The 20,931-nt window shown below is 73.9% G+C and carries 19 protein-coding genes and 1 pseudogene; 10 read left to right on the top strand and 10 right to left on the bottom strand.

Translation table 11 applies throughout. The annotated features are described in order from the left end of the window. Positions 1-160: 160 nt before the first annotated feature. Positions 161-1,243, top strand: a complete 1,083-nt coding sequence (locus tag AC0VYN_RS29260) for a nitronate monooxygenase (protein WP_475533371.1) — start codon at positions 161-163, stop codon at positions 1,241-1,243. After that, complete coding sequence (locus tag AC0VYN_RS29255; protein WP_475533370.1) at positions 1,243-1,992, top strand: 16S rRNA (uracil(1498)-N(3))-methyltransferase; 750 nt, start codon at positions 1,243-1,245, stop codon at positions 1,990-1,992. The genes AC0VYN_RS29260 and AC0VYN_RS29255 overlap by 1 nt, the downstream gene beginning before the upstream one ends. Positions 1,993-1,999: 7 nt before the next feature. On the opposite strand, the gene AC0VYN_RS29250 is transcribed toward AC0VYN_RS29255, so the two are convergent. Further along, positions 2,000-2,392 carry a hypothetical protein gene (locus tag AC0VYN_RS29250; protein ID WP_475533369.1) on the bottom strand — a complete coding sequence of 131 codons (393 nt, stop codon included), beginning with the start codon at positions 2,390-2,392 and terminating at the stop codon, positions 2,000-2,002. 108 nt (positions 2,393-2,500) lie between these two features. Here AC0VYN_RS29250 and AC0VYN_RS29245 point away from each other — a divergent pair, with 108 nt between their 5' ends. The 5 genes from AC0VYN_RS29245 to AC0VYN_RS29225 all read left to right on the top strand — a co-directional run bounded on the left by AC0VYN_RS29245 (position 2,501) and on the right by AC0VYN_RS29225 (position 8,766). Further along, positions 2,501-3,028 carry a hypothetical protein gene (locus tag AC0VYN_RS29245; protein WP_475533368.1) on the top strand — a complete coding sequence of 176 codons (528 nt, stop codon included), beginning with the start codon at positions 2,501-2,503 and terminating at the stop codon, positions 3,026-3,028. An 86-nt stretch (positions 3,029-3,114) separates the two neighbouring features. After that, a complete protein-coding gene (locus AC0VYN_RS29240; protein ID WP_475533367.1) occupies positions 3,115-6,318 on the top strand; it encodes a S41 family peptidase in 3,204 nt (1,067 codons plus the stop codon). Between the two features lie 163 nt (positions 6,319-6,481). After that, entirely contained in the window at positions 6,482-6,835 is a 354-nt protein-coding gene (locus AC0VYN_RS29235) for a histidine triad nucleotide-binding protein (RefSeq protein ID WP_475533366.1), read from the top strand. 6 nt (positions 6,836-6,841) lie between these two features. Beyond that, positions 6,842-7,747, top strand: coding sequence for a ribonuclease Z (locus AC0VYN_RS29230; RefSeq protein ID WP_385460258.1), 906 nt, complete (start codon positions 6,842-6,844; stop codon positions 7,745-7,747). Positions 7,748-7,767: 20 nt separating this feature from the next. After that, on the top strand, positions 7,768-8,766 hold the full coding sequence (locus AC0VYN_RS29225) for an adenosine deaminase (protein WP_475533365.1): 999 nt from the start codon (positions 7,768-7,770) through the stop codon (positions 8,764-8,766). Positions 8,767-8,769: 3 nt separating this feature from the next. Here the strand turns inward: AC0VYN_RS29225 and AC0VYN_RS29220 are convergent, their stop codons facing one another. Then, positions 8,770-10,119, bottom strand: a complete 1,350-nt coding sequence (locus tag AC0VYN_RS29220) for an MFS transporter (RefSeq protein ID WP_475533364.1) — start codon at positions 10,117-10,119, stop codon at positions 8,770-8,772. Between the two features lie 175 nt (positions 10,120-10,294). After that, the gene (locus AC0VYN_RS29215; RefSeq protein WP_475533363.1) at positions 10,295-11,089 is read right to left on the bottom strand and encodes an IclR family transcriptional regulator; all 795 of its coding nucleotides are present in this window, start codon (positions 11,087-11,089) and stop codon (positions 10,295-10,297) included. A gap of 187 nt (positions 11,090-11,276) precedes the next feature. Between AC0VYN_RS29215 and AC0VYN_RS29210 the strand changes: the two genes are divergently transcribed. Both AC0VYN_RS29210 and AC0VYN_RS29205 read left to right on the top strand, forming a co-directional pair. Further along, entirely contained in the window at positions 11,277-12,566 is a 1,290-nt protein-coding gene (locus AC0VYN_RS29210) for a glucarate dehydratase family protein (protein WP_475533362.1), read from the top strand. 110 nt (positions 12,567-12,676) lie between these two features. Further along, positions 12,677-13,819, top strand: a complete 1,143-nt coding sequence (locus AC0VYN_RS29205) for a carbohydrate kinase family protein (RefSeq protein ID WP_475537013.1) — start codon at positions 12,677-12,679, stop codon at positions 13,817-13,819. A gap of 22 nt (positions 13,820-13,841) precedes the next feature. Here the strand turns inward: AC0VYN_RS29205 and era are convergent, their stop codons facing one another. The 3 genes and pseudogenes from era to AC0VYN_RS29190 all read right to left on the bottom strand — a co-directional run bounded on the left by era (position 13,842) and on the right by AC0VYN_RS29190 (position 16,075). Beyond that, positions 13,842-14,795 carry a GTPase Era gene (gene era / locus AC0VYN_RS29200; RefSeq protein WP_385460270.1) on the bottom strand — a complete coding sequence of 318 codons (954 nt, stop codon included), beginning with the start codon at positions 14,793-14,795 and terminating at the stop codon, positions 13,842-13,844. Positions 14,796-14,869: 74 nt separating this feature from the next. Further along, entirely contained in the window at positions 14,870-15,223 is a 354-nt protein-coding gene (locus AC0VYN_RS29195) for a cytidine deaminase (protein ID WP_475533361.1), read from the bottom strand. A 29-nt stretch (positions 15,224-15,252) separates the two neighbouring features. Further along, a pseudogene (locus AC0VYN_RS29190) lies at positions 15,253-16,075 on the bottom strand (helix-turn-helix transcriptional regulator). A 147-nt stretch (positions 16,076-16,222) separates the two neighbouring features. On the opposite strand from AC0VYN_RS29190, the gene AC0VYN_RS29185 reads away from it, so the two are divergent. Further along, positions 16,223-17,671 (top strand): MFS transporter, encoded by a 1,449-nt coding sequence (locus AC0VYN_RS29185; protein ID WP_475533360.1) that lies wholly within the window; start codon positions 16,223-16,225, stop codon positions 17,669-17,671. Here the strand turns inward: AC0VYN_RS29185 and AC0VYN_RS29180 are convergent. From AC0VYN_RS29180 to AC0VYN_RS29165, 4 genes are read right to left on the bottom strand one after another with little or no spacing between them, the layout of a single operon-like run. Further along, complete coding sequence (locus AC0VYN_RS29180) at positions 17,633-17,992, bottom strand: MmcQ/YjbR family DNA-binding protein (RefSeq protein ID WP_475533359.1); 360 nt, start codon at positions 17,990-17,992, stop codon at positions 17,633-17,635. The two genes, AC0VYN_RS29185 and AC0VYN_RS29180, sit on opposite strands and share 39 nt — an antisense overlap. After that, entirely contained in the window at positions 17,989-19,293 is a 1,305-nt protein-coding gene (locus AC0VYN_RS29175) for a hemolysin family protein (RefSeq protein WP_475533358.1), read from the bottom strand. Before AC0VYN_RS29175 ends, AC0VYN_RS29180 begins: the two co-directional genes overlap by 4 nt. Further along, entirely contained in the window at positions 19,290-19,787 is a 498-nt protein-coding gene (ybeY, locus tag AC0VYN_RS29170) for an rRNA maturation RNase YbeY (protein WP_385460280.1), read from the bottom strand. Before ybeY ends, AC0VYN_RS29175 begins: the two co-directional genes overlap by 4 nt. Before the next feature lie 12 nt (positions 19,788-19,799). Beyond that, the gene (locus tag AC0VYN_RS29165; RefSeq protein ID WP_385460282.1) at positions 19,800-20,876 is read right to left on the bottom strand and encodes a PhoH family protein; all 1,077 of its coding nucleotides are present in this window, start codon (positions 20,874-20,876) and stop codon (positions 19,800-19,802) included. Between the last annotated feature and the right edge of the window lie 55 nt (positions 20,877-20,931).

The following is a 20,931-nucleotide window of genomic DNA, read 5'->3' as shown; positions in this document are numbered from 1 at the left end:
GGTCAGCCCGGTCAGCAGGGCCTGTTCTCCCGGCTGAAGGACGCGTTCAACGGGCGCTGACACGGGCCGCCGCCAGGGGCTTCGCGGTGCGGATGCTCCCGGCGTATGCCGGCGGAAGCCCGGATTCGGACTCGTGCGGAGGACGTGACAACATGCGCTCATGTCCTCCGCACTGACCGATCTCTTCCCCTACCCGATCGTGCAGGCGCCCATGGCGGGCGGCGTCTCCGTGCCGCAGCTCGCCGCCGCGGTGTGCGAGGCGGGAGGGCTGGGGTTCCTGGCCGCCGGGTACAAGACCGCGGACGGGATGTACCAGGAGATCAAGCAGTTGCGAGGGCTGACCGCCCGCCCCTTCGGCGTCAACCTCTTCATGCCGCAGCCGGAGACGGCCGACCCCTCCGCCGTCGGCGTCTACGCCCACCAGCTCGCCGGTGAGGCCGCCTGGTACGGGACCGAGCTCGGCGACCCCGACTGCGGCCGGGACGACGGCTACGACACCAAGCTCGCGGTGCTGCTGGACAACCCGGTGCCGGTGGTGTCGTTCCACTTCGGTGTGCCGACCCCCGAGGTCGTCGACTCGCTCCACCGCGTCGGCACGTTCACCCTGGTCACGGCGACCACCGCCGACGAGGCCCGGGCCGTCGAGCGAGCCGGCGCCGACGCGGTGATCGCGCAGGGCGTCGAGGCCGGCGGACACCAGGGCACCCACCGCGACCATCCGGAGACCGGCGGCGCCGGGATCGGGCTGCTGTCGCTGCTCGCCCAGATCCGCGAGGCGGTGAGCCTGCCCGTCGTCGCCGCCGGCGGCATCATGCGCGGCGCCCAGATCGCCGCGGTGCTCGCGGCCGGCGCGAGCGCGGCCCAGCTCGGCACCGCCTTCCTCGCCACCCCCGAGTCCGGCGCGCACGCCCTCCACAAGGAGGCGCTGACCAACCCGCTGTTCGTCCGCACCGAACTGACCCGCGCCTTCTCCGGCCGCCCCGCCCGCGGCCTGGTCAACCGCTTCCTGCGCGAGCACGGCCCGTACGCCCCCGCGGCCTACCCGGAGGTGCACCACCTCACCTCGCCGCTGCGCAAGGCCGCGGCGAAGGCGGGCGACGCGCAGGGCATGGCGCTCTGGGCGGGACAGGGCCACCGGATGGCCCGGGAGCTGCCCGCGGGGCAGCTCGTGGAGGTGCTGGCCGCCGAACTCGCGTCCGCGGGAACGGCGTTGTCGCAGTACGTGACGGGAGGTACGGGCTGATGACGGCTCCGGTGTTCGTGGTCGACTCGCTCGGGCCGGGGGACTTGCCCGGCGGTGAGTACGTCCTGGGCGGCCCCGAGGGACGGCACGCCGTCTCCGTGAAGCGGCTGCGGCCCGGCGAGGACGTCGTCCTCACCGACGGGCGCGGGCGCTGGGCCGAGGGCGTGGTGAAGGCCGCCGAGGGCAAGGACCGCCTGGTCGTGACCGGGCTGGACGGCGTCCAGGAGGAGCCGCCGGAGCAGCCCCGCGTCACCGTCGTCCAGGCCCTGCCCAAGGGGGACCGGGGAGAGTTGGCCGTCGAGACGATGACCGAGGTCGGGGTCGACGCGATCGTGCCGTGGGCGGCGTCCCGCTGCATCACGCAGTGGAAGGGCGAGCGCGGCCTGAAGGCGCTCGGCAAGTGGCGGGCGACGGCCCGGGAGGCCGGCAAGCAGTCCCGCCGGGTGCGCTTCCCCGACGTCGCGGACGCGGCGAGCGGCAAGCAGGTTGCGTCACTTCTGGCCGACGCCGCCTTCGCCGCCGTGCTCCACGAGAGCGGCGAGGAGCCGCTGGCCGCCGCCGAACTCCCCGCCTCCGGCGACATCGTGCTGGTCGTCGGCCCCGAAGGGGGTGTGTCGCCGGAGGAGCTGGCGCTCTTCGCGGCGGCCGGTGCGAAGCCCTACCGCCTCGGACGCAGCGTGCTGCGCACCTCCACCGCCGGCACCGCGGCGACCGCCGTCCTCCTGGCCCGCACCGGCCGCTGGTCCTGACGGGGCGTCAGCCTTCGGTGGCGGTGGACGCCGACGCCACCGCGGGGAACAGCTCCCAGCCGTCCAGCTCCACCGGACGGCCCCCGTCGCCGGACAGCAGGCCGCGCCGGCCCGCCTCGTCCACCAGCGCCCGTACGACACCGGGTTCGCGCAGGTTGAGCAGGTTGCCGCGGCCGTCGGCCACGCAGCCCTCGAACCAGTAGTCGCCCTCGGTGGTGTACCGGCCCGAGCCCGGCCCGCCCGCCGGGAAGACGATCCGGACGCGGACGCCGTCGCCGTCGCGGTGCAGCGTGAGGGCGTCGCGCCAGACGCCGTCGCGGCCCCTCCGCTGCCGGTGGCTCCACAGGTACGTCGTCCGGTCGTCCACGACGAGCCTGCGCCGTCTGCGGTCGTTGCCCATGCGCCGCACGGTAGCGAGGAGTGGCCGTATGCGCTCTACCGTGCGCCCCGCACCAGTGGCAGGCTGCCCTCCATGGGGGCATTGAGGCGGATTTGGCGCATCCCGAGCATGCCGAGCAGCGTGCCGGGCATCCCGGGCGGCCGGCGCGTGGCGCCGATGGTGGCCGGCGCGGTCGTCGCCGTGGGCGGGCTCGTCGCCTGCGACCCGGGCGGACTCGGCTCGGCGACGGTGGCGTACACGACCGACCGGACCGTGACGCGGGAACTCGACCGGCGCGACGCCGGGGTGCGGTGGCTCACGTGCACCGCCTCCTCCGAAAGCGACGGGGCCACCGCCCCGGCGGGCGAGAACACCGTCGCCTCCGTGCACTGCGAGGGGAAGACGGACGACGGGCGGGACATCACCGTCGACGGCAAGGTCACCCGCGTCGTCAACGGCGCCTGCGTGCGCGGCGACCTGACCGCCGAGGTGGGCGGCAAGCAGTGGTTCCACGTCAAGGGACTGGGCAACTGCGACGCCGGGACCTCCCCGCCCGCGAAGGACCCCGCCGGACAGCGGCCCGGCCCCACGGTCACCGTCACCCGGACCGTCTGGTGCCCGGACGATCCGCACTGCCGGCCCGTGGAGGGCAAGTAGCCCGCCGGGCGCGGCCGTCGCCTCCCGCGCGCCCGGCGGGAAGTGATCCGACCCCCTGTCGATCGACCCCCGCCCCTGCATAGGCTGTGCGGGTGACTCAGCCCGCAGCGCCTGCCTACCTCCGCTTCCCGCACCCGCACGGCGAGTTGGTCGCCTTCACCGCCGAGGACGACGTGTGGCTCGCCCCGCTCGACGGCGGCCGGGCCTGGCGGGTCAGCGCCGACAACATGCCGGTGAACCACCCGCGCATCTCGCCCGACGGCACCACCGTCGCCTGGACGTCCACCCGCGACGGCGCCCCCGAGGTGCACGTCGCGCCCGTCGACGGCGGCCCGGCCCGACGCCTCACGCACTGGGGCAGCATGCGGACCCAGGTGCGCGGCTGGACCCCGGAGGGACGGGTCCTCGCCCTCAGCACCCACGGCCAGGCCAGCCTGCGCCGCAGCTGGGCCCGAGCCGTCCCGCTGGACGGCGGACCCGCCGCCACCCTGCCCTACGGGCCCGTCGGCGACGTCGCGTACGGGCCGCACACCGTGCTGCTGTCCGTGTCGATGGGCCGCGAGGCCGCCTGGTGGAAGCGGTACCGGGGCGGCACGGCGGGCAAGCTGTGGATCGACGCCGGGGACGACGGCGAGTTCACGCGGCTGCACGCCGACCTCGACGGCAACATCGAGTACCCGTTCTGGGCCGGCGGGCGGATCGCCTTCCTCTCCGACCACGAGGGCACCGGCGCCCTCTACTCCTCCCTCGCCGACGGCTCCGACCTGCGCCGGCACACGCCGCTCGACGGCTTCTACGCCCGGCACGCCGCGACCGACGGCACGCGGGTCGTCTACTCCAGCGCCGGTGAGCTGTGGACGCTGGACGACCTGGACGGCGCCGAGCCGCGCCGGCTCGACATCCGGCTCGGCGGCTCGCGCGTCGACCTCCAGGCCCACCCGGTCGACGCCGCCCGCTGGTTCGGCTCCGCGTCCCCCGACCACACCGCCCGCGGCAGCGCCGTCGCGGTGCGCGGCGGCGTCCACTGGGTCACCCACCGCGCCGGCCCGGCCCGCGCCCTCGCGGCCACGCCCGGCGTCCGCGCCCGGCTGCCGCGCACCTTCCGCGCCGACGGCGAGGAGTGGGTGGTGTGGGTGACGGACGCCGAGGGCGACGACGCGCTGGAGTTCGCGCCCGCCACCGGCCTCGCGCCCGGCGCCACCCCGCGCCGCCTGGCCGCCGGGCAGCTCGGCCGGGTCCTCGGCCTCGCCATGGCACCCGACGGCAGCCGCGCCGCCGTCGCCTCGCACGACGGGCGGGTGCTGCTCGTCGAGCGCGAGACCGGGGAGGTCCGCGAGGTCGACCGCAGCGAGGACGGCGACGCCTCCGGCCTCGTCTTCTCGCCCGACTCCGCCTGGCTCGCCTGGTCCCACCCCGGCCCCGACCCGCTGCGCCAGCTCAAGCTCGCCAACACCACCGACCTGTCGGTGAGCGAGGCGACCCCGCTGCGCTTCCGCGACTACTCGCCGGCCTTCACCCTGGACGGCAAGCACCTCGCCTTCCTCTCCACCCGCTCCTTCGACCCGGTCTACGACGAGCACGTCTTCGACCTGGCCTTCGTCGAGGGCGCCCGCCCGTACCTGATCACGCTGGCCGCGACCACCCCCTCGCCCTTCGGCCCGCAGCGCCACGGCCGCCCCTTCGAGACCCCGGACCGCGAGGAGACCCCCGACAGCGAGGGCACCCCGACGACCCGCATCGACATCGAGGGCCTCGCCGACCGCATCGTGCCCTTCCCGGTGGAGGCCGCCCGCTACTCCCGGCTGCGCGCCGCCAAGGACGGCGTCCTGTGGCTGCGCCACCCGGTCATCGGCGTCCTCGGCGCCTCCCGCGCCAACCCGGACGACCCCGACCCGCACACCGAGCTGGAGCGCTACGACCTCGCCCAGCAGCGCGTCGAGCACCTCGCGGGCGACGCCGACCACTTCGAGGTCAGCGGCGACGGCAAGCGGGTGCTGCTGTGGACCGACGGACGGCTCAAGGTCGTGCCCAGCGACCGGCGGGCCTCGGGCGACGAGGACAGCGACACCAACATCACCGTCGACCTGGGCCGGGTCCGGCAGACCGTCGACCCGGCCGCCGAGTGGCGCCAGATGTACGACGAGACCGGCCGCATCATGCGGGACAACTTCTGGCGGCCCGACATGAACGGCGTCGACTGGGACGGCGTCCTCGACCGCTACCGGCCCGTTCTGGACCGCGTCGCCACCCACGACGACCTGGTCGACCTCCTGTGGGAGGTGCACGGCGAGCTCGGCACCTCGCACGCCTACGTCACCCCGCGCGGCGGCCACGGCGGCGGCGCCCGGCAGGGCCTGCTCGGCGCGGACGTCTCCCGCCACGAGGACGGCACCTGGCGCATCGACCGCGTCCTGCCATCGGAGACCTCCGACCCCCACGCCCGCTCCCCGCTCGCCGCGCCCGGCGTCGCGGTGCGGGCCGGCGACGCGATCGTCGCGGTCGCGGGTCGGCCCGTCGACCCGGTCACCGGGCCCGGCCCGCTGCTCGTCGGCACCGCCGGCAAGCCGGTCGAGCTGACCATCTCCCCGTCCGGTGGCGGCGACCTCCGGCACGCCGTCGTCGTCCCCCTCGCCGACGAGGAGCCGCTGCGCTACCACGCCTGGGTCGCCGACCGCCGCGCCCACGTCCACGAGAGGTCCGGCGGCCGGCTCGGCTATCTGCACGTTCCCGACATGCAGGCGCCCGGCTGGGCGCAGATCCACCGCGACCTGCGGGTCGAGGTGGCCCGGGAGGGCCTCGTCGTCGACGTGCGCGAGAACCGGGGCGGGCACACCTCCCAGCTCGTCGTGGAGAAGCTGGCCCGGCGGATCGTCGGCTGGGACCTGCCGCGCGGCATGCGGCCGCTCAGCTATCCGATGGACGCCCCCCGCGGCCCGGTCGTCGCCGTCGCCAACGAGTTCTCCGGGTCCGACGGCGACATCGTCAACGCCGCGATCAAGGCGCTCGGCATCGGCCCGGTCGTCGGCACCCGCACCTGGGGCGGCGTCATCGGCATCGACAGCCGCTACCGGTTGGTCGACGGCACGCTGATCACGCAGCCCAAGTACGCCTTCTGGCTGGAGGGCCACGGCTGGGGCGTGGAGAACCACGGCGTCGATCCGGACGTCGAGGTGCCGCAGCGTCCGCAGGACCACGCGGCGGGCCGCGACCCCCAGCTGGACGAGGCGATCCGGCTGGCGCTGGAGGCGCTGGAGGAGACCCCGGCCAAGACCCCGCCGAGCCTGCCGTAGCCCCCGGCGGACGCCGTGCGCCGGGCGGGTGTGCTCCCCACGCCCGCCCGTGCCGCCGCCGGGGGACCGCCCGGGCCGTCCGGGCACGGGAGCACGACCGCCCGCGGGCCGCGGCGGACTCGATACGATGCCGTTCAGAAGATCACCACCGTAAGGAGCGCCCATGTCCGGCGAGCCACAGGACGACTGCCTGTTCTGCAAGATCGTCGCGGGCCAGATCCCGGCGACGATCGTCCGGGAGACGGACACGACCGTCGCCTTCCGCGACATCAACCCCCAGGCGCCCACCCACGTCCTGGTGATCCCCAAGGCGCACTACCGCGACGCCGCCGCCCTCGCCGCCGGTGCCCCGCAGCTCGCCGCCGACGTGCTGTGCGAGGCCCAGGCCGTCGCCGACGACGAGCAGCTGGACAGCTACCGCATCGTCTTCAACACCGGCTCCGGCGCCGGTCAGACCGTCTGGCACGCGCACGCCCACGTCCTCGGCGGCCGCGGCCTCCAGTGGCCCCCCGGCTGACCGGCGATGTCCGTGCGTGAACTCGTCGTCCTCGGCACCGCCAGCCAGGTCCCGACCCGGCACCGCAACCACAACGGCTACCTGCTGCGCTGGGACGGCGAGGGGCTCCTGTTCGACCCCGGTGAGGGCACCCAGCGCCAGATGCTGCGTGCCGGGGTCGCCGCGCACGACCTGAACCGGATCTGCGTCACGCACTTCCACGGCGACCACAGTCTCGGTCTCGCCGGCGTCGTCCAGCGCATCAACCTGGACCGGGTCCCGCACGAGGTGACCGCCCACTACCCGCGCTCCGGGCAGCGCTTCTTCGACCGCCTGCGGTACGCCACCGCCTACCGGGAGACGGTCGCCCTCACCGAGGCGCCGGTCGACACGGACGGGCCGCTCGCCGTCACCCCCGCCTACACGCTGGAGGCCCGCCGGCTCTCGCACCCGGTCGAGTCCTACGGCTACCGGCTCACCGAGCCCGACGGCCGCCGCATGCTGCCCGCGCGGCTGGCCGCGCACGGCATCAAGGGGCCCGACGTGGGCCGCATCCAGCGCGAGGGCTCCCTCCACGGCGTCCCGCTGGACGAGGTCAGCGAGGTCCGCCGCGGCCAGCGGTTCGCGTTCGTCATGGACACCCGGCTGTGCGCGGGGGTCCACGAGCTCGCCGAGGGCTGCGACCTGCTGGTCATCGAGTCGACGTTCCTCGACGAGGACGAGGAGCTCGCCACCGAGCACGGCCACCTCACCGCCGGCCAGGCGGCGCGGGCCGCCCGGGAGGCGGGCGTGCGCCACCTCGTCCTGACGCACTTCAGCCAGCGCTACGCGGACCCGGAGGAGTTCGAGCGGCAGGCGAGGGCGGCCGGCTACGAAGGCGAGCTGACGGTGGCCCGCGACCTGATGCGAGTGCCGGTTCCGAAACGTCGGTGAAATCGCCGTACCATGCTCTGATGCCCCTGCCCAAAGCTGAACTGCACCTCCACATCGAAGGCACCCTGGAGCCCGAGCTGGCCTTCGAACTGGCCGCCCGCAACGGGGTCGCCCTGCCCTACGCGGACACGGACGCCCTGCGCGAGGCCTACCGGTTCGAGGACCTCCAGTCCTTCCTGAACCTGTACTACGAGCTCATGGCCGTCCTGCGCACCGAGCGGGACTTCGAGGACCTCGCCGACGCCTACCTGGCCCGCGCCGCCGCGCAGGGCGTACGGCACGCGGAGATCTTCTTCGACCCGCAGGCGCACCTCGCCCGGGGCGTGGGGATGGGCACGGTCGTGGAGGGCCTGTGGCGGGCGCTGGGCCGCAGCCGGGAGAAGCACGGCGTCTCCACCCGGCTGATCATGTGCTTCCTGCGCGACGAGTCCGCCGAGTCGGCCCTGGAGACCCTCGACGCCGCGAAGCCGTACCTGGACCGCATCATCGGCGTCGGCCTGGACTCCGCCGAGGTCGGGCACCCGCCGGTGAAGTTCCGCGAGGTGTACGAGGCCGCCGCCGCCCTCGGGCTGCGCCGCGTCGCGCACGCGGGCGAGGAGGGCCCGCCGGCGTACGTCACCGAGGCCCTGGACGTGCTCGGCGTCGAGCGGATAGACCACGGCCTGCGCTCGCTGGAGGACCCGGCGCTGGTCGAGCGGCTGGTGCGCGACCGCGTCCCGCTGACCCTGTGCCCGCTCTCCAACGTCCGGCTCCGCACGGTCGACACCCTCGCCGACCACCCGCTGCCCGCGATGCTCGACGCCGGTCTGATGTGCACGGTCAACTCCGACGACCCCGCCTACTTCGGCGGCTACGCCGACGACAACTTCGAGGCCGTGCGCACCGCGCTCGGCCTCACCGAGGAGCGGCTGCGGGAACTGGCCCGCAACTCCTTCCTCGCCTCCTTCCTGGAGGACGACGAGGAGCTGCGGGCGCGCTGCCTGGCCGAGGTGGAGGCGTACACCTTCCCGTCGGCGTAGGACTCAGCCCGTCCCGGACCCCGGTGCGGCGGCCGCCGACCGGGGTCCCGCCGTGTCGTAGGCGTGCCGCACCGCAACGGCCGGCGCGTCCACGTCGATCTCCACGACCGGCTGCTCCGTGGCACCGACCTCGGGCACGGCCCCGCTCGGCGTGCCGGTGGCGGCGGCGACCAGGGCGGCCGGGGTGCCGCCGCGGCGGCGGATCGCGCCGGGCAGCAGCGGGCGCCCGCCGGTGTGCAGGGCGACGGCCGTCATCGGCAGGGCGGCCAGGAGCAGGCCGGCGCCGAGGACCAGGCCCATGCCCGCGTAACCGGCCTGTGCCGACAGCACACTGCCGGTCAGCGGTCCGGCCGCGGTGCCCAGCGAGGACGCCGACCCGACGAGCACCGCCCACCGGCCGCGCGGGTCGAGCGAGGCGGCGAGGCCGATCAGGTACGACAGGACGACCGGGTACAGCGTGTTCCAGGCGATCTCGCCGGTCGCGAACGTCGTGGGGGTGGTCGCGGACGCGCTCACCGCGATGCAGCCCGCGATCAGCACCGTGCCCGCGCCGATGGGCATGGCCCGCCCGAGCCGCGGTCCGAGCGCGCCGGCCGCCAGCACGCCGACCAGTCCGGCGCCCAGGGCGACGGCGAAGACGGCCCCGAGGGCGGCGTCGCCCAGACCGGCCTGCGTCAGCCCGATCCGGCCGCTGACGCCCCACAGGGAGTTCTGCGCGAGGGACCAGCACAGCACGGTCGCGGCGAGGACGAGTCCCGAGCGGCGGCGGGGGAGCGGAGCGGTGGGGTCCGTGCCGGGCGCGGCCGGCGACGCGGCCGTCCCGCCCGGCAGGCGGCCGGTCAGCGGCCACACCGCGAGGGCGGTCAGCGCGATCGCGGCCAGCGGCAGGCCGTGCGCCCGGCCGAGGTGCGGCACCGTCAGGTAGACGGCGCCGGCCAGCGCGGACACGGTCAGCAGCCCCAGCGTGGAGGCGCGGTGCGGGTCGCGCTCGGCGGCGATCCGGGTGGCGGCGACCGTGGTGGCCGTACCCGAGCCGAAACCGCCGAGGACCGCGCCGGCGACGACGGCCGGGACGGCGGTGGTGAGCGCGGCGGAGCCGTAGCCGACGACGGCCAGGACGAGCCCGAACCGGGCCAGCGTCCGGGCGCCGATCCGCTGCACCCGGGAGGCGAGCAGGAAGCCCGCGGTCGCCGAGCTCAGCAGCAGGGCGCTGCCGACGGCGCCGGCCTGCGTGGTGGTCAGCGGCAGGCTGGTGTCGAGCCTGCCGACGGTGGTCGGCAGCAGATAGGGAGGAAGGTACCCGGCCGTGAAAAGGGCGACGAGGGGCCAGGGAGTGGTACGGGGGGCGAGCACGGGCGTTCCCAGGGCATGCGAAAGGGACGTGGGAGGGGGAGGGGGCGACGACCGTCCGACGGACAGGAACGCGCGGGCAATTTGTATCAAGCCAGGGGAGGCCCGAAACAGCCACCCCACCGTGATCTGGATCACATTTGTGTTTGCGTGCGGTGGACCGGGGTAGAAGTGGGCGCTAACGCCAGTGGACCGAGCCGCCCCCGGCCGGAATCGTCGCCTCCACCTTGGCCCTGATCTCCCGCATCACCGCGACGATCCGCGCCTCGTGATCCGGCGTCAGACGGGCCACCGGCACCGAGCAGCTGATCGCGTCCAGGGCCGGAACCTCGTGGCGCAGCGCGAAGCCGAAGCCGACGATGCCGGTCACGCCCTCCTCGCGGTCGACCGAGTGGCCGCGCTCCCGGATCTCCGCGAGGTCGGCCGCCAGGGACTCCCTGCCGGTGTGCGTGTTCGGGGTCAGCGCCTCGTACGGCCCCTCGGGCAGCTCGTCGTCCGGCCGCTCCGCCAGCAGCGCCTTGCCCAGGGCGCCCGCGTGGGCGGGCAGCCGGCGCCCCACCCTGCTGATCGTGCGGGGGTACTCGTGCGACTCCCGCGTCGCCAGGTAGGCCACGTCGTGCCCGTCGAGCCGCCCCAGGTGGATCGTCTCGCCCAGCGCCTCGGACGCCTCGTCCAGATACGGCCGCACCACCCGCACCCGGGGGTCCGAGTCGAGGTAACCGGTGCCGGTGAGCAGGGCGCGGATGCCGATGCCGTACAGCGAGCCGGTGACGTCGGTGCGGACCCAGCCGCGCGAGATCAGGGTCTGGAGCAGCGCGTACATCGAGCTGCGCGGCACGCCCAGCTCGTCCGCCAGCTCCTGGAGCCGGGCCGGGCGGTCCCCGCGCGCGGCCAGCACCTCCAGCAGCTCGACCGTGCGCGCCGCCGACTTCACCTCGCGGACGCCGCCCGCCGCGCCCCCTGTCCCGGACATGTGCCGATCGTAGACGGACGCCGCCGGCCCATTGACGGCTCCCGTGCGCGTATCTAATCTCCATCTCCGTACGTGGACGACATCTACATACGGAGACGGTGTGAGAGCGTGGGTCCCGCCACCGGCCCCGGCCCCGTGAACCCGGGACCCTGCTCGCCGCCGGACCCGACCTCGTAGGAGCCGCCCTGTGAACCTCACCGTCACCGACGTCCGCCTGACGCCGATCCTCGTCGCCGACCCGCCCCTGCTCAACACCCAGGGCGTCCACCAGCCGTACACCCCGCGCCTGATCGTCGAGGTGGAGACCGCCGACGGGATCACCGGCGTCGGCGAGACCTACGGCGACGCCAAGTACCTCGAGCTGGCACGCCCCTTCGCCGACAAGCTGGTCGGGCGCCGGGTGAGCGACCTCAACGGCTTGTTCGGCGCGGCCGACGAGGTCGCCGTCGACTCCTCCCGGGTCTCCGGCCGGGTGGACGTCGGCGGGCTGCGCGGCGTCCAGACCGCCGACAAGCTGCGCCTGTCCGTCGTCTCCGGCTTCGAGGTCGCCTGCCTCGACGCCCTCGGCAAGGCGCTCGGCCTGCCCGTGCACGCGCTGCTGGGCGGCAAGGTCCGCGACGCCGTCGAGTACAGCGCCTACCTGTTCTACAAGTGGGCCGGCCACCCCGAGGGCGTGGCGTGCGAGCCGGACGACTGGGGCGCCGCCCTGGACCCGGCGGGCGTCGTCGCCCAGGCCCGCGCCTTCACCGAGCGGTACGGCTTCACGTCCTTCAAGCTCAAGGGCGGCGTCTTCCCGCCCGAGGAGGAGATCGCCGCGATCAGGGCCCTCGCCGAGGCCTTCCCCGGCCACCCGCTGCGCCTCGACCCCAACGGCGCCTGGTCCGTGGAGACCTCGCTCCGGGTCGCCGCGGAGCTCGGGGACGTCCTGGAGTACCTGGAGGACCCCGCGCTCGGCACCCCGGCCATGGCCGAGGTCGCCGCGAAGACCGGGGTGCCCCTCGCGACCAACATGTGCGTGACGACGTTCGCCGAGATCCCGGAGGCGTTCACCCGGGGCGCCGTCCAGGTCGTGCTCTCCGACCACCACTACTGGGGCGGGCTGCGCAACACCCAGCGGCTCGCCGCCGTCTGCCGCACCTTCGGCGTCGGCGTCTCCATGCACTCCAACACCCACCTGGGCATCAGCCTCGCCGCCATGACCCACGTGGCGGCCACCGTCCCGGACCTCCACCACGCCTGCGACTCCCACTACCCCTGGCAGTCCGAGGACGTGCTCACCGAACGGCTCGCCTTCGACGGCGGCCGGGTCACCGTCTCCGACGCCCCCGGCCTCGGCGTCGAACTCGACCGCGACCGGCTGGCCTTCCTCCACCGCCGCTGGCTCGACGACGACGGCGCCCTCCGCGACCGCGACGACGCGGCGGCGATGCGTGCCGCCGACCCGAAGTGGGCCGCTCCGTCCGTGCCGCGCTGGTGAACCCTTCCCCGGCCTGTCGGCGGCGTGGTGCACACTGGCCTGAACCGCACCATGCCAGGGAGCGCACCGTGACAGCGACCACCGTGTCCGCGGCGTCCGACGGGACCGTCATGACCGCCGTGTCCGCCGACGAGAGAACACACCGCCACCCGCAGGACGAGGGGTCGGACCGGCACCCGCAGGTCGACCCCCTGGCCGGCCTGCGCACCCCGCAGGACCCGCCCTGGGACGTGTACCTCACCGGCACGGTCTTCCTCGACGTCATCTTCACCGGGCTCGACTCCGCCCCGGTGCGCGGGACCGAGTCCTGGGCCCGGGGCATGGGGTCGAGCCCGGGCGGCGTGGCCAACATGGCGACCGCGCTGGCCCGCCTCGGCCTGCGCACCTCGCTGGCCGCGGCCTTCGGCGACGACCACTACGGCGACTACTGCTGGGACGCGCTCGCCCGGGGCGAGGGCATCGACCTGACCCCCTCGCGCACGGTGCCCGGCTGGCACTCGCCGGTGACGGTCTCCATGGCGTACGAGGGGGAGCGCACGATGGTCTCCCACGGCCATGAGCCGCCGCCCGGGGAGCCGTCGCCCGACTGCCCGCCGCGCGCGCGTGCCGCCGTTGCCTCCCTCACGCCCGGGGTCCGCGCCCCGTGGATCGCGCAGGCCGCCGCGCGGGGCACCCGGATCTTCGCCGACGTCGGCTGGGACGACACCGGAGCCTGGGACCTGGCCGGGCTGGCCGACCTCGCGCACTGCGAGGCGTTCCTGCCGAACGCGGAGGAGGCCATGCGCTACACCGGCAGCACGTGCCCCCGCGCCGCGGCGCACGCCTTGACCGAGCACGTACCGCTCGCGGTGGTCACCCTCGGCGCGGAGGGCGCCTACGCGGTGGACCGGCGGACGGGGGAGAGCGCCGAGGTCCCCGCCATCGCCGTGGAGGCGCTGGACCCGACCGGCGCCGGGGACGTGTTCGTCGCCGGGTTCGTCACCGGCACCCTGGCCGGCTGGCCGCTCGCCGACCGCCTCGCATTCGCCGGCCTGACCGCCGCCCTCTCCGTCCAGGAGTTCGGCGGCTCGCTGTCGGCGCCGGGCTGGTCCGAGATCGCGACCTGGTGGCACGAGGTCCGGTCGGTCGAGGGACAGGACCCGGCGGCCCTGCGCCGGTACGCGTTCCTGGCGGACCTGGTCCCGGACGAGCCGGCCACGCCGTGGCCGCTGCGGCGGGCGGTCCCGACCATCGGCTTCCGCCGCCCGGCCTGACCGCCGCCGCCCTCGGCCGCCCTCAGAAGCCGAGGCGGCGGAGCTGCTTGGGGTCGCGCTGCCAGTCCTTCGCGACCTTCACGTGCAGGTCGAGGAAGACGGGGGTGCCCAGCAGGGCCTCGATCTGCTTGCGGGACTTGATCCCGACGTCCTTCAGGCGCTTGCCCTTGGGGCCGATGATGATGCCCTTCTGGCTGGGGCGCTCGATGAAGACGTTGGCGTGGATGTCCAGGAGCGGCTTGTCGGCGGGGCGGTCCTCGCGCGGCAGCATCTCCTCCACGACCACGGCGATGGAGTGCGGCAGCTCGTCGCGCACGCCCTCCAGCGCGGCCTCGCGGATCAGCTCGGCGACCATGACCTGCTCGGGCTCGTCCGTGAGGTCGCCCTCCGGGTAGAGCGTGGGGCCCTCCGGCAGCAGCGGGATCAGCAGATCGGCGAGCAGGTCCACCTGCTGGTTCGCGGTGGCCGACACCGGGACGATCTCCGCCCAGGTGATGCCCAGCTCCTCGCCGAGCCGGTCCACCGCGATGAGCTGCTCGGCCAGCGTCTTGCCGTCGACCAGGTCCGTCTTCGTGACGATCGCGACCTTCGGGGTCTTCTTGATCCCCGCGAGTTCCTTGGCGATGAAGCGGTCGCCCGGCCCGAGCTTCTCGTTCGCCGGCAGGCAGAAGCCGATGACGTCCACCTCGGCCCACGTCGTGCGCACCACGTCGTTCAGCCGCTCGCCCAGCAGCGTGCGCGGCTTGTGCAGGCCCGGGGTGTCGACCAGGATCAGCTGGGCGTCCGGACGGTGCACGATGCCCCGCACCGTATGCCGGGTGGTCTGCGGGCGGTTCGAGGTGATCGCCACCTTCTGCCCGACCAGAGCGTTCGTGAGGGTGGACTTGCCCGCGTTGGGGCGGCCCACGAAGCAGGCGAAACCGGCCCGGTGGACAGCCTCGGCCGGCTTTTCGGATGACTGGGTACGCACGCTCATGGCGCCCATTGTCCCTGATCCCCGGAGCCCCGCCGTACCATCGCCGGAAGCGGACCCGGCGGGGCGGACGGGGGTCAGTCCGCGCTCACCGTGTCACGGACCGTCCCGTCGGGCGAGGCGACCAGCACCGGGGTGCCCGCACCGCCGAGGTCCCGGACCGCCGCCAGGTCCTCGGCCGACGCCGACCCGGCCCCGGTCACCACGGCCGCCGCCTCCAGCGACCTCGCACCGGACGCCACCGCCATCGCCACCGCCGTGCGCAGGGCGCTGAGCTTCAGGGAGTCCAGGGCGACGGTCCCGGCGACGTAGGTACGGCCGGTCTCGTCGCGGACGGCCGCGCCCTCGGGGACGCCGTTGCGGGCGCGGGCGGAGCGGGCCAGGGTGACGATCTTGCGGTCCTCGGGGTCGAGGTCGGTGGTGTCGGTCATGGTCAGAGCATACGGAGGCAGCGCGCCGGTCACCCCGCCACCGGGTACATCGCCCCGCGCCGCCCCTGGGGCGAGGCCAGCCACTCCAGCTTCGCGGCGGTGTTCGCCTCGTCCAGCGGCGTGTGCAGCACGATCGTCAGGTCGGGCCGCGCGGGCACCTTCAGCGCCGTCGACTCCACGCACAGCAGACCGACCAGCGGATGCTCCAGCTCCTTGCGGATCTGTCCCGCGTCCTCGATGTCCCGCTCCTCCCACAGCCGCAGGAAGTCGGCGCTGTCGTCCCGCAGCCGGGCCAGCACCTCCCGGAAGCCCTCGTCGTCGGGACTGGCCGAGCACGCCGCGCGGAACTGGGCGACGACCGTACGGGCGTTGCGCTCCCAGCTCCTGGAGCGGGCCCGGTACAGCGGGTCCGTGAAGAAGTCGACCAGGCAGTTCTGCGTGGTGTCGGGGCGCATGCCCAGCACGAGCGCGGCCGCCTCGTTGTACATCACGCAGTTGTAGTACCGGTCCATGATGTGCGCCGGATACGGCATCCACGTGTCGATCAGCCGCCGCAGCCCGTCGCACATGTCGCGCCGGTCGGGTTCCACCTCGGGCGCGGGCGGATTGAGCCCGGCCAGCAGGTACAGGTGCCGGCGCTCGGCGTCGCTCAGCCGCAGCACGCGGCCGACCGCGTCCAGCACCTGCGGGGAGACGGAGATGTCCCTGCCCTGCTCCAGCCACTGGTACCAGGAGGGCGCCCACCCCGGCGAGCACGGCGACCTCCTCGCGGCGCAGCCCCGGCGTGCGGCGCCGCCCGCCGCCGTCCGGCAGCCCCGCCTCGGCCGGCGTCACGCGTGCGCGGCGGCTCATCAGGAACTCCCGCAGTTCGCGCCGCCGATGGGTCTTGAGCCCGGTTTCCGTCACGTGCCGATTCCCCCTGATTCCCGGCTGGTGGTGTCACCACCAGGACAACTGGCCGCTCCCCACGATCATTCCGGCGCCCCCAGGCTCTTGTCCATGGCGATCGACACCTCCACCTCCACCCCGCCGGCGCCCGTCGGCACACCGGCCGCGGCCCGGCTCTCGCCCCGCGACCGGCTCGTCCTGTTCGTGCTGTGCGCCGCCCAGTTCATGGTCGCGCTCGACTTCTCCGTCCTGAACGTCGCCCTGCCCGTCCTCGGCGCGGACCTCGGCATGAACCAGTCCGCCCTCCAGTGGGCGGTCACGGCGTTCGCGCTGCCGTCCGGCGGCTTCCTGCTGCTCTTCGGCCGCATGGGCGACCTCTACGGCCGCCGCCGGCTGTTCCTCGCCGGCCTCGCGCTGTTCGGCGCCGCCTCGTTGCTGGCGACCCTCGCCTGGGACCCGGCCTCCTTCCTCGCCGGACGCGCCCTGCAGGGCCTCGGCGCGGCGGCCATCGTGCCGACCGGCATGTCCCTGCTGACGACGACCTTCCCGGAGGGCCCGGCCCGCGACCGCGCCCTCGGCATCTCCGGCACCCTGCTCTCGCTCGGCTTCACGGTCGGCATGGTGGCCGGCGGGGTGCTGACCGACCTGCTGAGCTGGCGCTCCACGATGGGCCTGCTGACCCTGTTCGCCCTGGGCGTGCTGCCCCTCGCCCCGGGCCTGCTCCCCGAGTCACGCACTCCGGACCGCCCCCGCCTGGACGTGCCCGGCGCCGTCACCGTCACCGGCGGGCTGCTCTCGCTGATCTACGCCCTGTCGACGGCCGCCGAGCACGGTTTCGGCCGTACCGACGTTCTCGTCGGTCTCGTCGCGGGCCTGCTGCTCCTGGCCGCCTTCGCGGTCGTCGAGTTTCGCACCGCCGCTCCGCTGGTGTCCCTGCCGATGCTGCGCCGCCGCACGGTGGCCTGGGGCAACCTGGGCGGTCTCGTCACCTTCTCGATGATGTCCACGGTGGTCTTCGTGCTCACCCTGTACCTCCAGGAGGTTCTGCACCTGTCCGCCTTCGGGACGGGTCTGGTCTTCGGCGTGCAGGGCGTGCTGTCGGTGGTGGCCGGGACGTACGCGCCCCGCGTGATCGGCCGTTTCGGCGCCCGCCGCACCCTGGTCGGCGCGCTCGCCGGGCAGGGCGCCCTGGGACTGTGCCTGACGGCCCTGGGGGAGGGCGGCTGGTCGGTGTTCCTGGCCACGGCCGCGGTGTCCCTGGCCAGCATGTGCCACCTGGGCGCGATCATCTCCTACGGCCTGACCGTCACCTCCGGCGTCCCCGACGAGGAGCAGGGCCTGGCGACCGGCCTGGTCACCTCCACGCAGCAGGTCGGCATCACCGTCGGCATCCCGCTGCTGGGCGTGCTGGCCACCACCTCGGCGGACCTGCGCTCCGGTGTGCACACGGTGCTGGTGCTGGACGCGGTGATCGTGCTCGCGGCGGCCGCCCTGATCGGGGCCGGACTGCGGACCCGCCGCTCAGGGACGGTCGAGGCGCAGCCTGTCCGCGCGCGGTAGGCCGGCGACGACCAGGTCGTACGAGTCCTCGACCAGCTCCCGGACGACGCGGTCCGGGAGCCCGCCGTCGACGGTCACCGTGTTCCAGTGCCGCTTGTTCATGTGCCAGCCGGGCACGATCAGGCCCTCGTGCTCGGCGCGCAGCCGGATCGCGTCCTCCGGGTCGCACTTGAGGTTGACCTTGAGCGGCCGCGCGTCGAGCGCGGTGAGGGCGAACATCTTTCCCTGGACCTTGAAGACCGAGGTCTCCGGGTTGAAGGGGAAGTCCTCCACCGCCGCGTTGAAGGACAGGCAGAGCGCGCGCAGCTGCCGGGGCGTCACTCCGCCGTCTCCTCGGCGCCGGCCCTGGCCGGGGCCACCGGCTCCACCAGCACCGTCACGATCTTGTTCCGGCGGCCCGCGGAGGACTCCGCCGTCAGCCGCAGCTCGCGGCCGTCGGGCAGTCCGACGATCGACGTGGCCCCGGCGATCGGCACCCGGCCGAGCGCCTTCGCCAGCAGGCCGCCGACGGTCTCCACGTCCTCGTCGTCGAACTCCTCGAGCCCGTACAGCTCGCCGAGGTCCCCGATGTCCAGGCGGGAGGTGACCCGGAAACGGTCCTCGCCCAGCTCCTCGACCGGCGGCAGCTCGCGGTCGTACTCGTCGGTGATCTCGCCGACGATCTCCTCGAGGACGTCCTCGATGGTGACGATGCCGGCCGTGCCGCCGTACTCGTCGATGACGACGGCGACGTGGTTGTGCTCCTTCTGCATCTCGCGCAGCAGGTCACCGGCGTTCTTGGTGTCGGGCACGAAGAAGGCCGGGCGCATCGCCGTGGACACCAGGTCGCCCTCCGCGTCCCGGCTGATGTGCGTCTTGCGCACCAGGTCCTTCAGATACACGATGCCGACGATGTCGTCCTCGCTGTCACCGGTGACCGGTATGCGGGAGAAGCCGGAGCGCAGGGCGAGGGTGAGGGCCTGGCGGATGGTCTTGTACCGCTCGATGACGACGAGGTCGGTCCGCGGGACCATGACCTCCCGCACGAGCGTGTCGCCCAGCTCGAACACCGAGTGCACCATGCGGCGCTCCTCGGCCTCGATCAGCGACTCCTTCTCGGCGAGGTCGACCAGCGCCCGCAGCTCCGCCTCGGAGGCGAAGGGGCCGCGGCGGAAGCCCTTGCCGGGGGTGAGCGCGTTGCCCAGGAGGATGAGCAGCGACGGGATCGGGCCCATGACCCGGCCCAGCGGCACCAGGACGTACGCCGCCGCCGTCGCCGTGTTCAGCGGGTGCTGACGGCCGATGGTGCGCGGGGACACCCCGACGGCCACGTACGACACCAGCACCATCACGGCGATGGCGATCGCCAGCGCCTCGCCGGTGCCGTCGAACTCCTTGAGGCAGGCGTACGTGACCAGCGCGGCGGCGGCCATCTCGCAGGCGACGCGGACCAGCAGCGCCACGTTGAGATAGCGCGTGGGGTCGGCGGCGACCTTGGCCAGCCGGGCACTGCCGCGCCGCCCGGAGCGCACCGCCTCCTCGGCGCGGAAGCTGGACACCCGCGCCAGGCCGGCCTCCGCGCACGCGGCGAGCCAGGCGACCACGACCAGGGCGACCGCGCCGGCGACGAGCGGGAGGCTCATGAGACCGTCGGGGCCGGAGACGGGCCGGTCAGGCCCTTCTCCGCACGCCAGCCGTCCACGATGGCCGCCTGGAGGCCGAACATCTCGGCCTTCTCGTCGGGCTCCTCGTGGTCGTAGCCGAGCAGGTGCAGCACCCCGTGGACGGTGAGCAGCTGGAGCTCCTCGTCCATGGAGTGCCGCGTCTCCGCCTCGGCGCCCTGCCTGGCGGCGACCTCCGGGCAGAGGACGATGTCGCCGAGCAGGCCCTGCGGCGGCTCGTCGTCGTCCTTCGACGGCGGACGCAGCTCGTCCATCGGGAAGGACATGACGTCCGTCGGACCGGGCAGGTCCATCCACTGGATGTGGAGCTGCTCCATGGCGTCGGCGTCCACGACGATCACCGAGAGCTCGGAGAGCGGGTGGATGCGCATCCGCGCGAGCGCGTGGCGGGCGATGTCGAGGATCGCCTGCTCGTCGACCTCGGTTCCGGACTCGTTGTTGACGTCGATCGACATGGTCGTGCTGGTCTACTTCCCCTGGGAGGCCTTGGCACCGGGCTTGCCGCGCCCCTTGTGCCCGCCGTTCTCGGTGCCATTCGTGCTGTCGTACTTCTCGTACGCGTCGACGATACGGCCCACCAGCTTGTGCCGGACGACGTCGTGGGACGTCAGCCGGGAGAAGTGGACGTCGTCGACGCCCTCCAGGATCTCCTGCACCTGCCGCAGACCCGACTTGGTCCCGCCGGGCAGGTCGACCTGCGTCACGTCACCCGTGATCACGATCTTCGAGTCGAAGCCGAGACGGGTCAGGAACATCTTCATCTGCTCGGGGCTGGTGTTCTGGGCCTCGTCCAGGATGATGAAGGCGTCGTTGAGGGTCCGGCCGCGCATGTACGCGAGCGGCGCGACCTCGATCGTCCCGGCCGCCATCAGCCGCGGGATCGAGTCCGGGTCCAGCATGTCGTGCAGCGCGTCGTACAGCGGGCGCAGGTAGGGGTCGATCTTCTCGTAGAGCGTGCCCGGCAGGAAGCCCAGCCGCTCGCCGGCCTCGACCGCCGGACGGGTCAGGATGATGCGGTTGACCTGCTTGGACTGCAGGGCCTGCACCGCCTTGGCCATCGCCAGGTAGGTCTTGCCGGTGCCCGCCGGGCCGATGCCGAAGACGATGGTGTGCTTGTCGATCGCGTCGACGTACCGCTTCTGGTTCAGCGTCTTGGGGCGGATGGTGCGGCCGCGCGAGGACAGGATGTTCTGCGTGAGCACCTCGGCCGGGGTCTCCTGGCCGTCGCTCTCCCCGTTCTCGCTCGCCTTGAGCATGGCGATCGAGCGTTCCACTGCGTCCTCCGTCATCGGCTGCCCCGTGCGCAGCACCAGCATCATCTCGTCGAACACGCGCTGCACCAGGGCGACCTCATGGGCGTCGCCGACCGCGCTGATCTCGTTTCCCCGGACATGGATGTCGGCCGCCGGGAAGGCCGTCTCGATCACGCGCAGCAGGGCGTCGCCGGATCCCAGGACGGTCACCATGGGGTGCTGGGCGGGGACGGTGAAGTGTGCTCTCGCCTGCCCCTGCGCGGGGGTGTGAGCTGAGGGTGTCTGAGTCATGGGCCGGCGCTCGAGGCCTGCACGTCCTCCTCTGCGGCGTGCGCCGCGTGACAGG

Source organism: Streptomyces sp. 63XJN7_1_ISO-PGPR-S23-121, from assembly GCF_056173025.1.
This window is presented reverse-complemented; position numbering and strand designations above follow the sequence as displayed.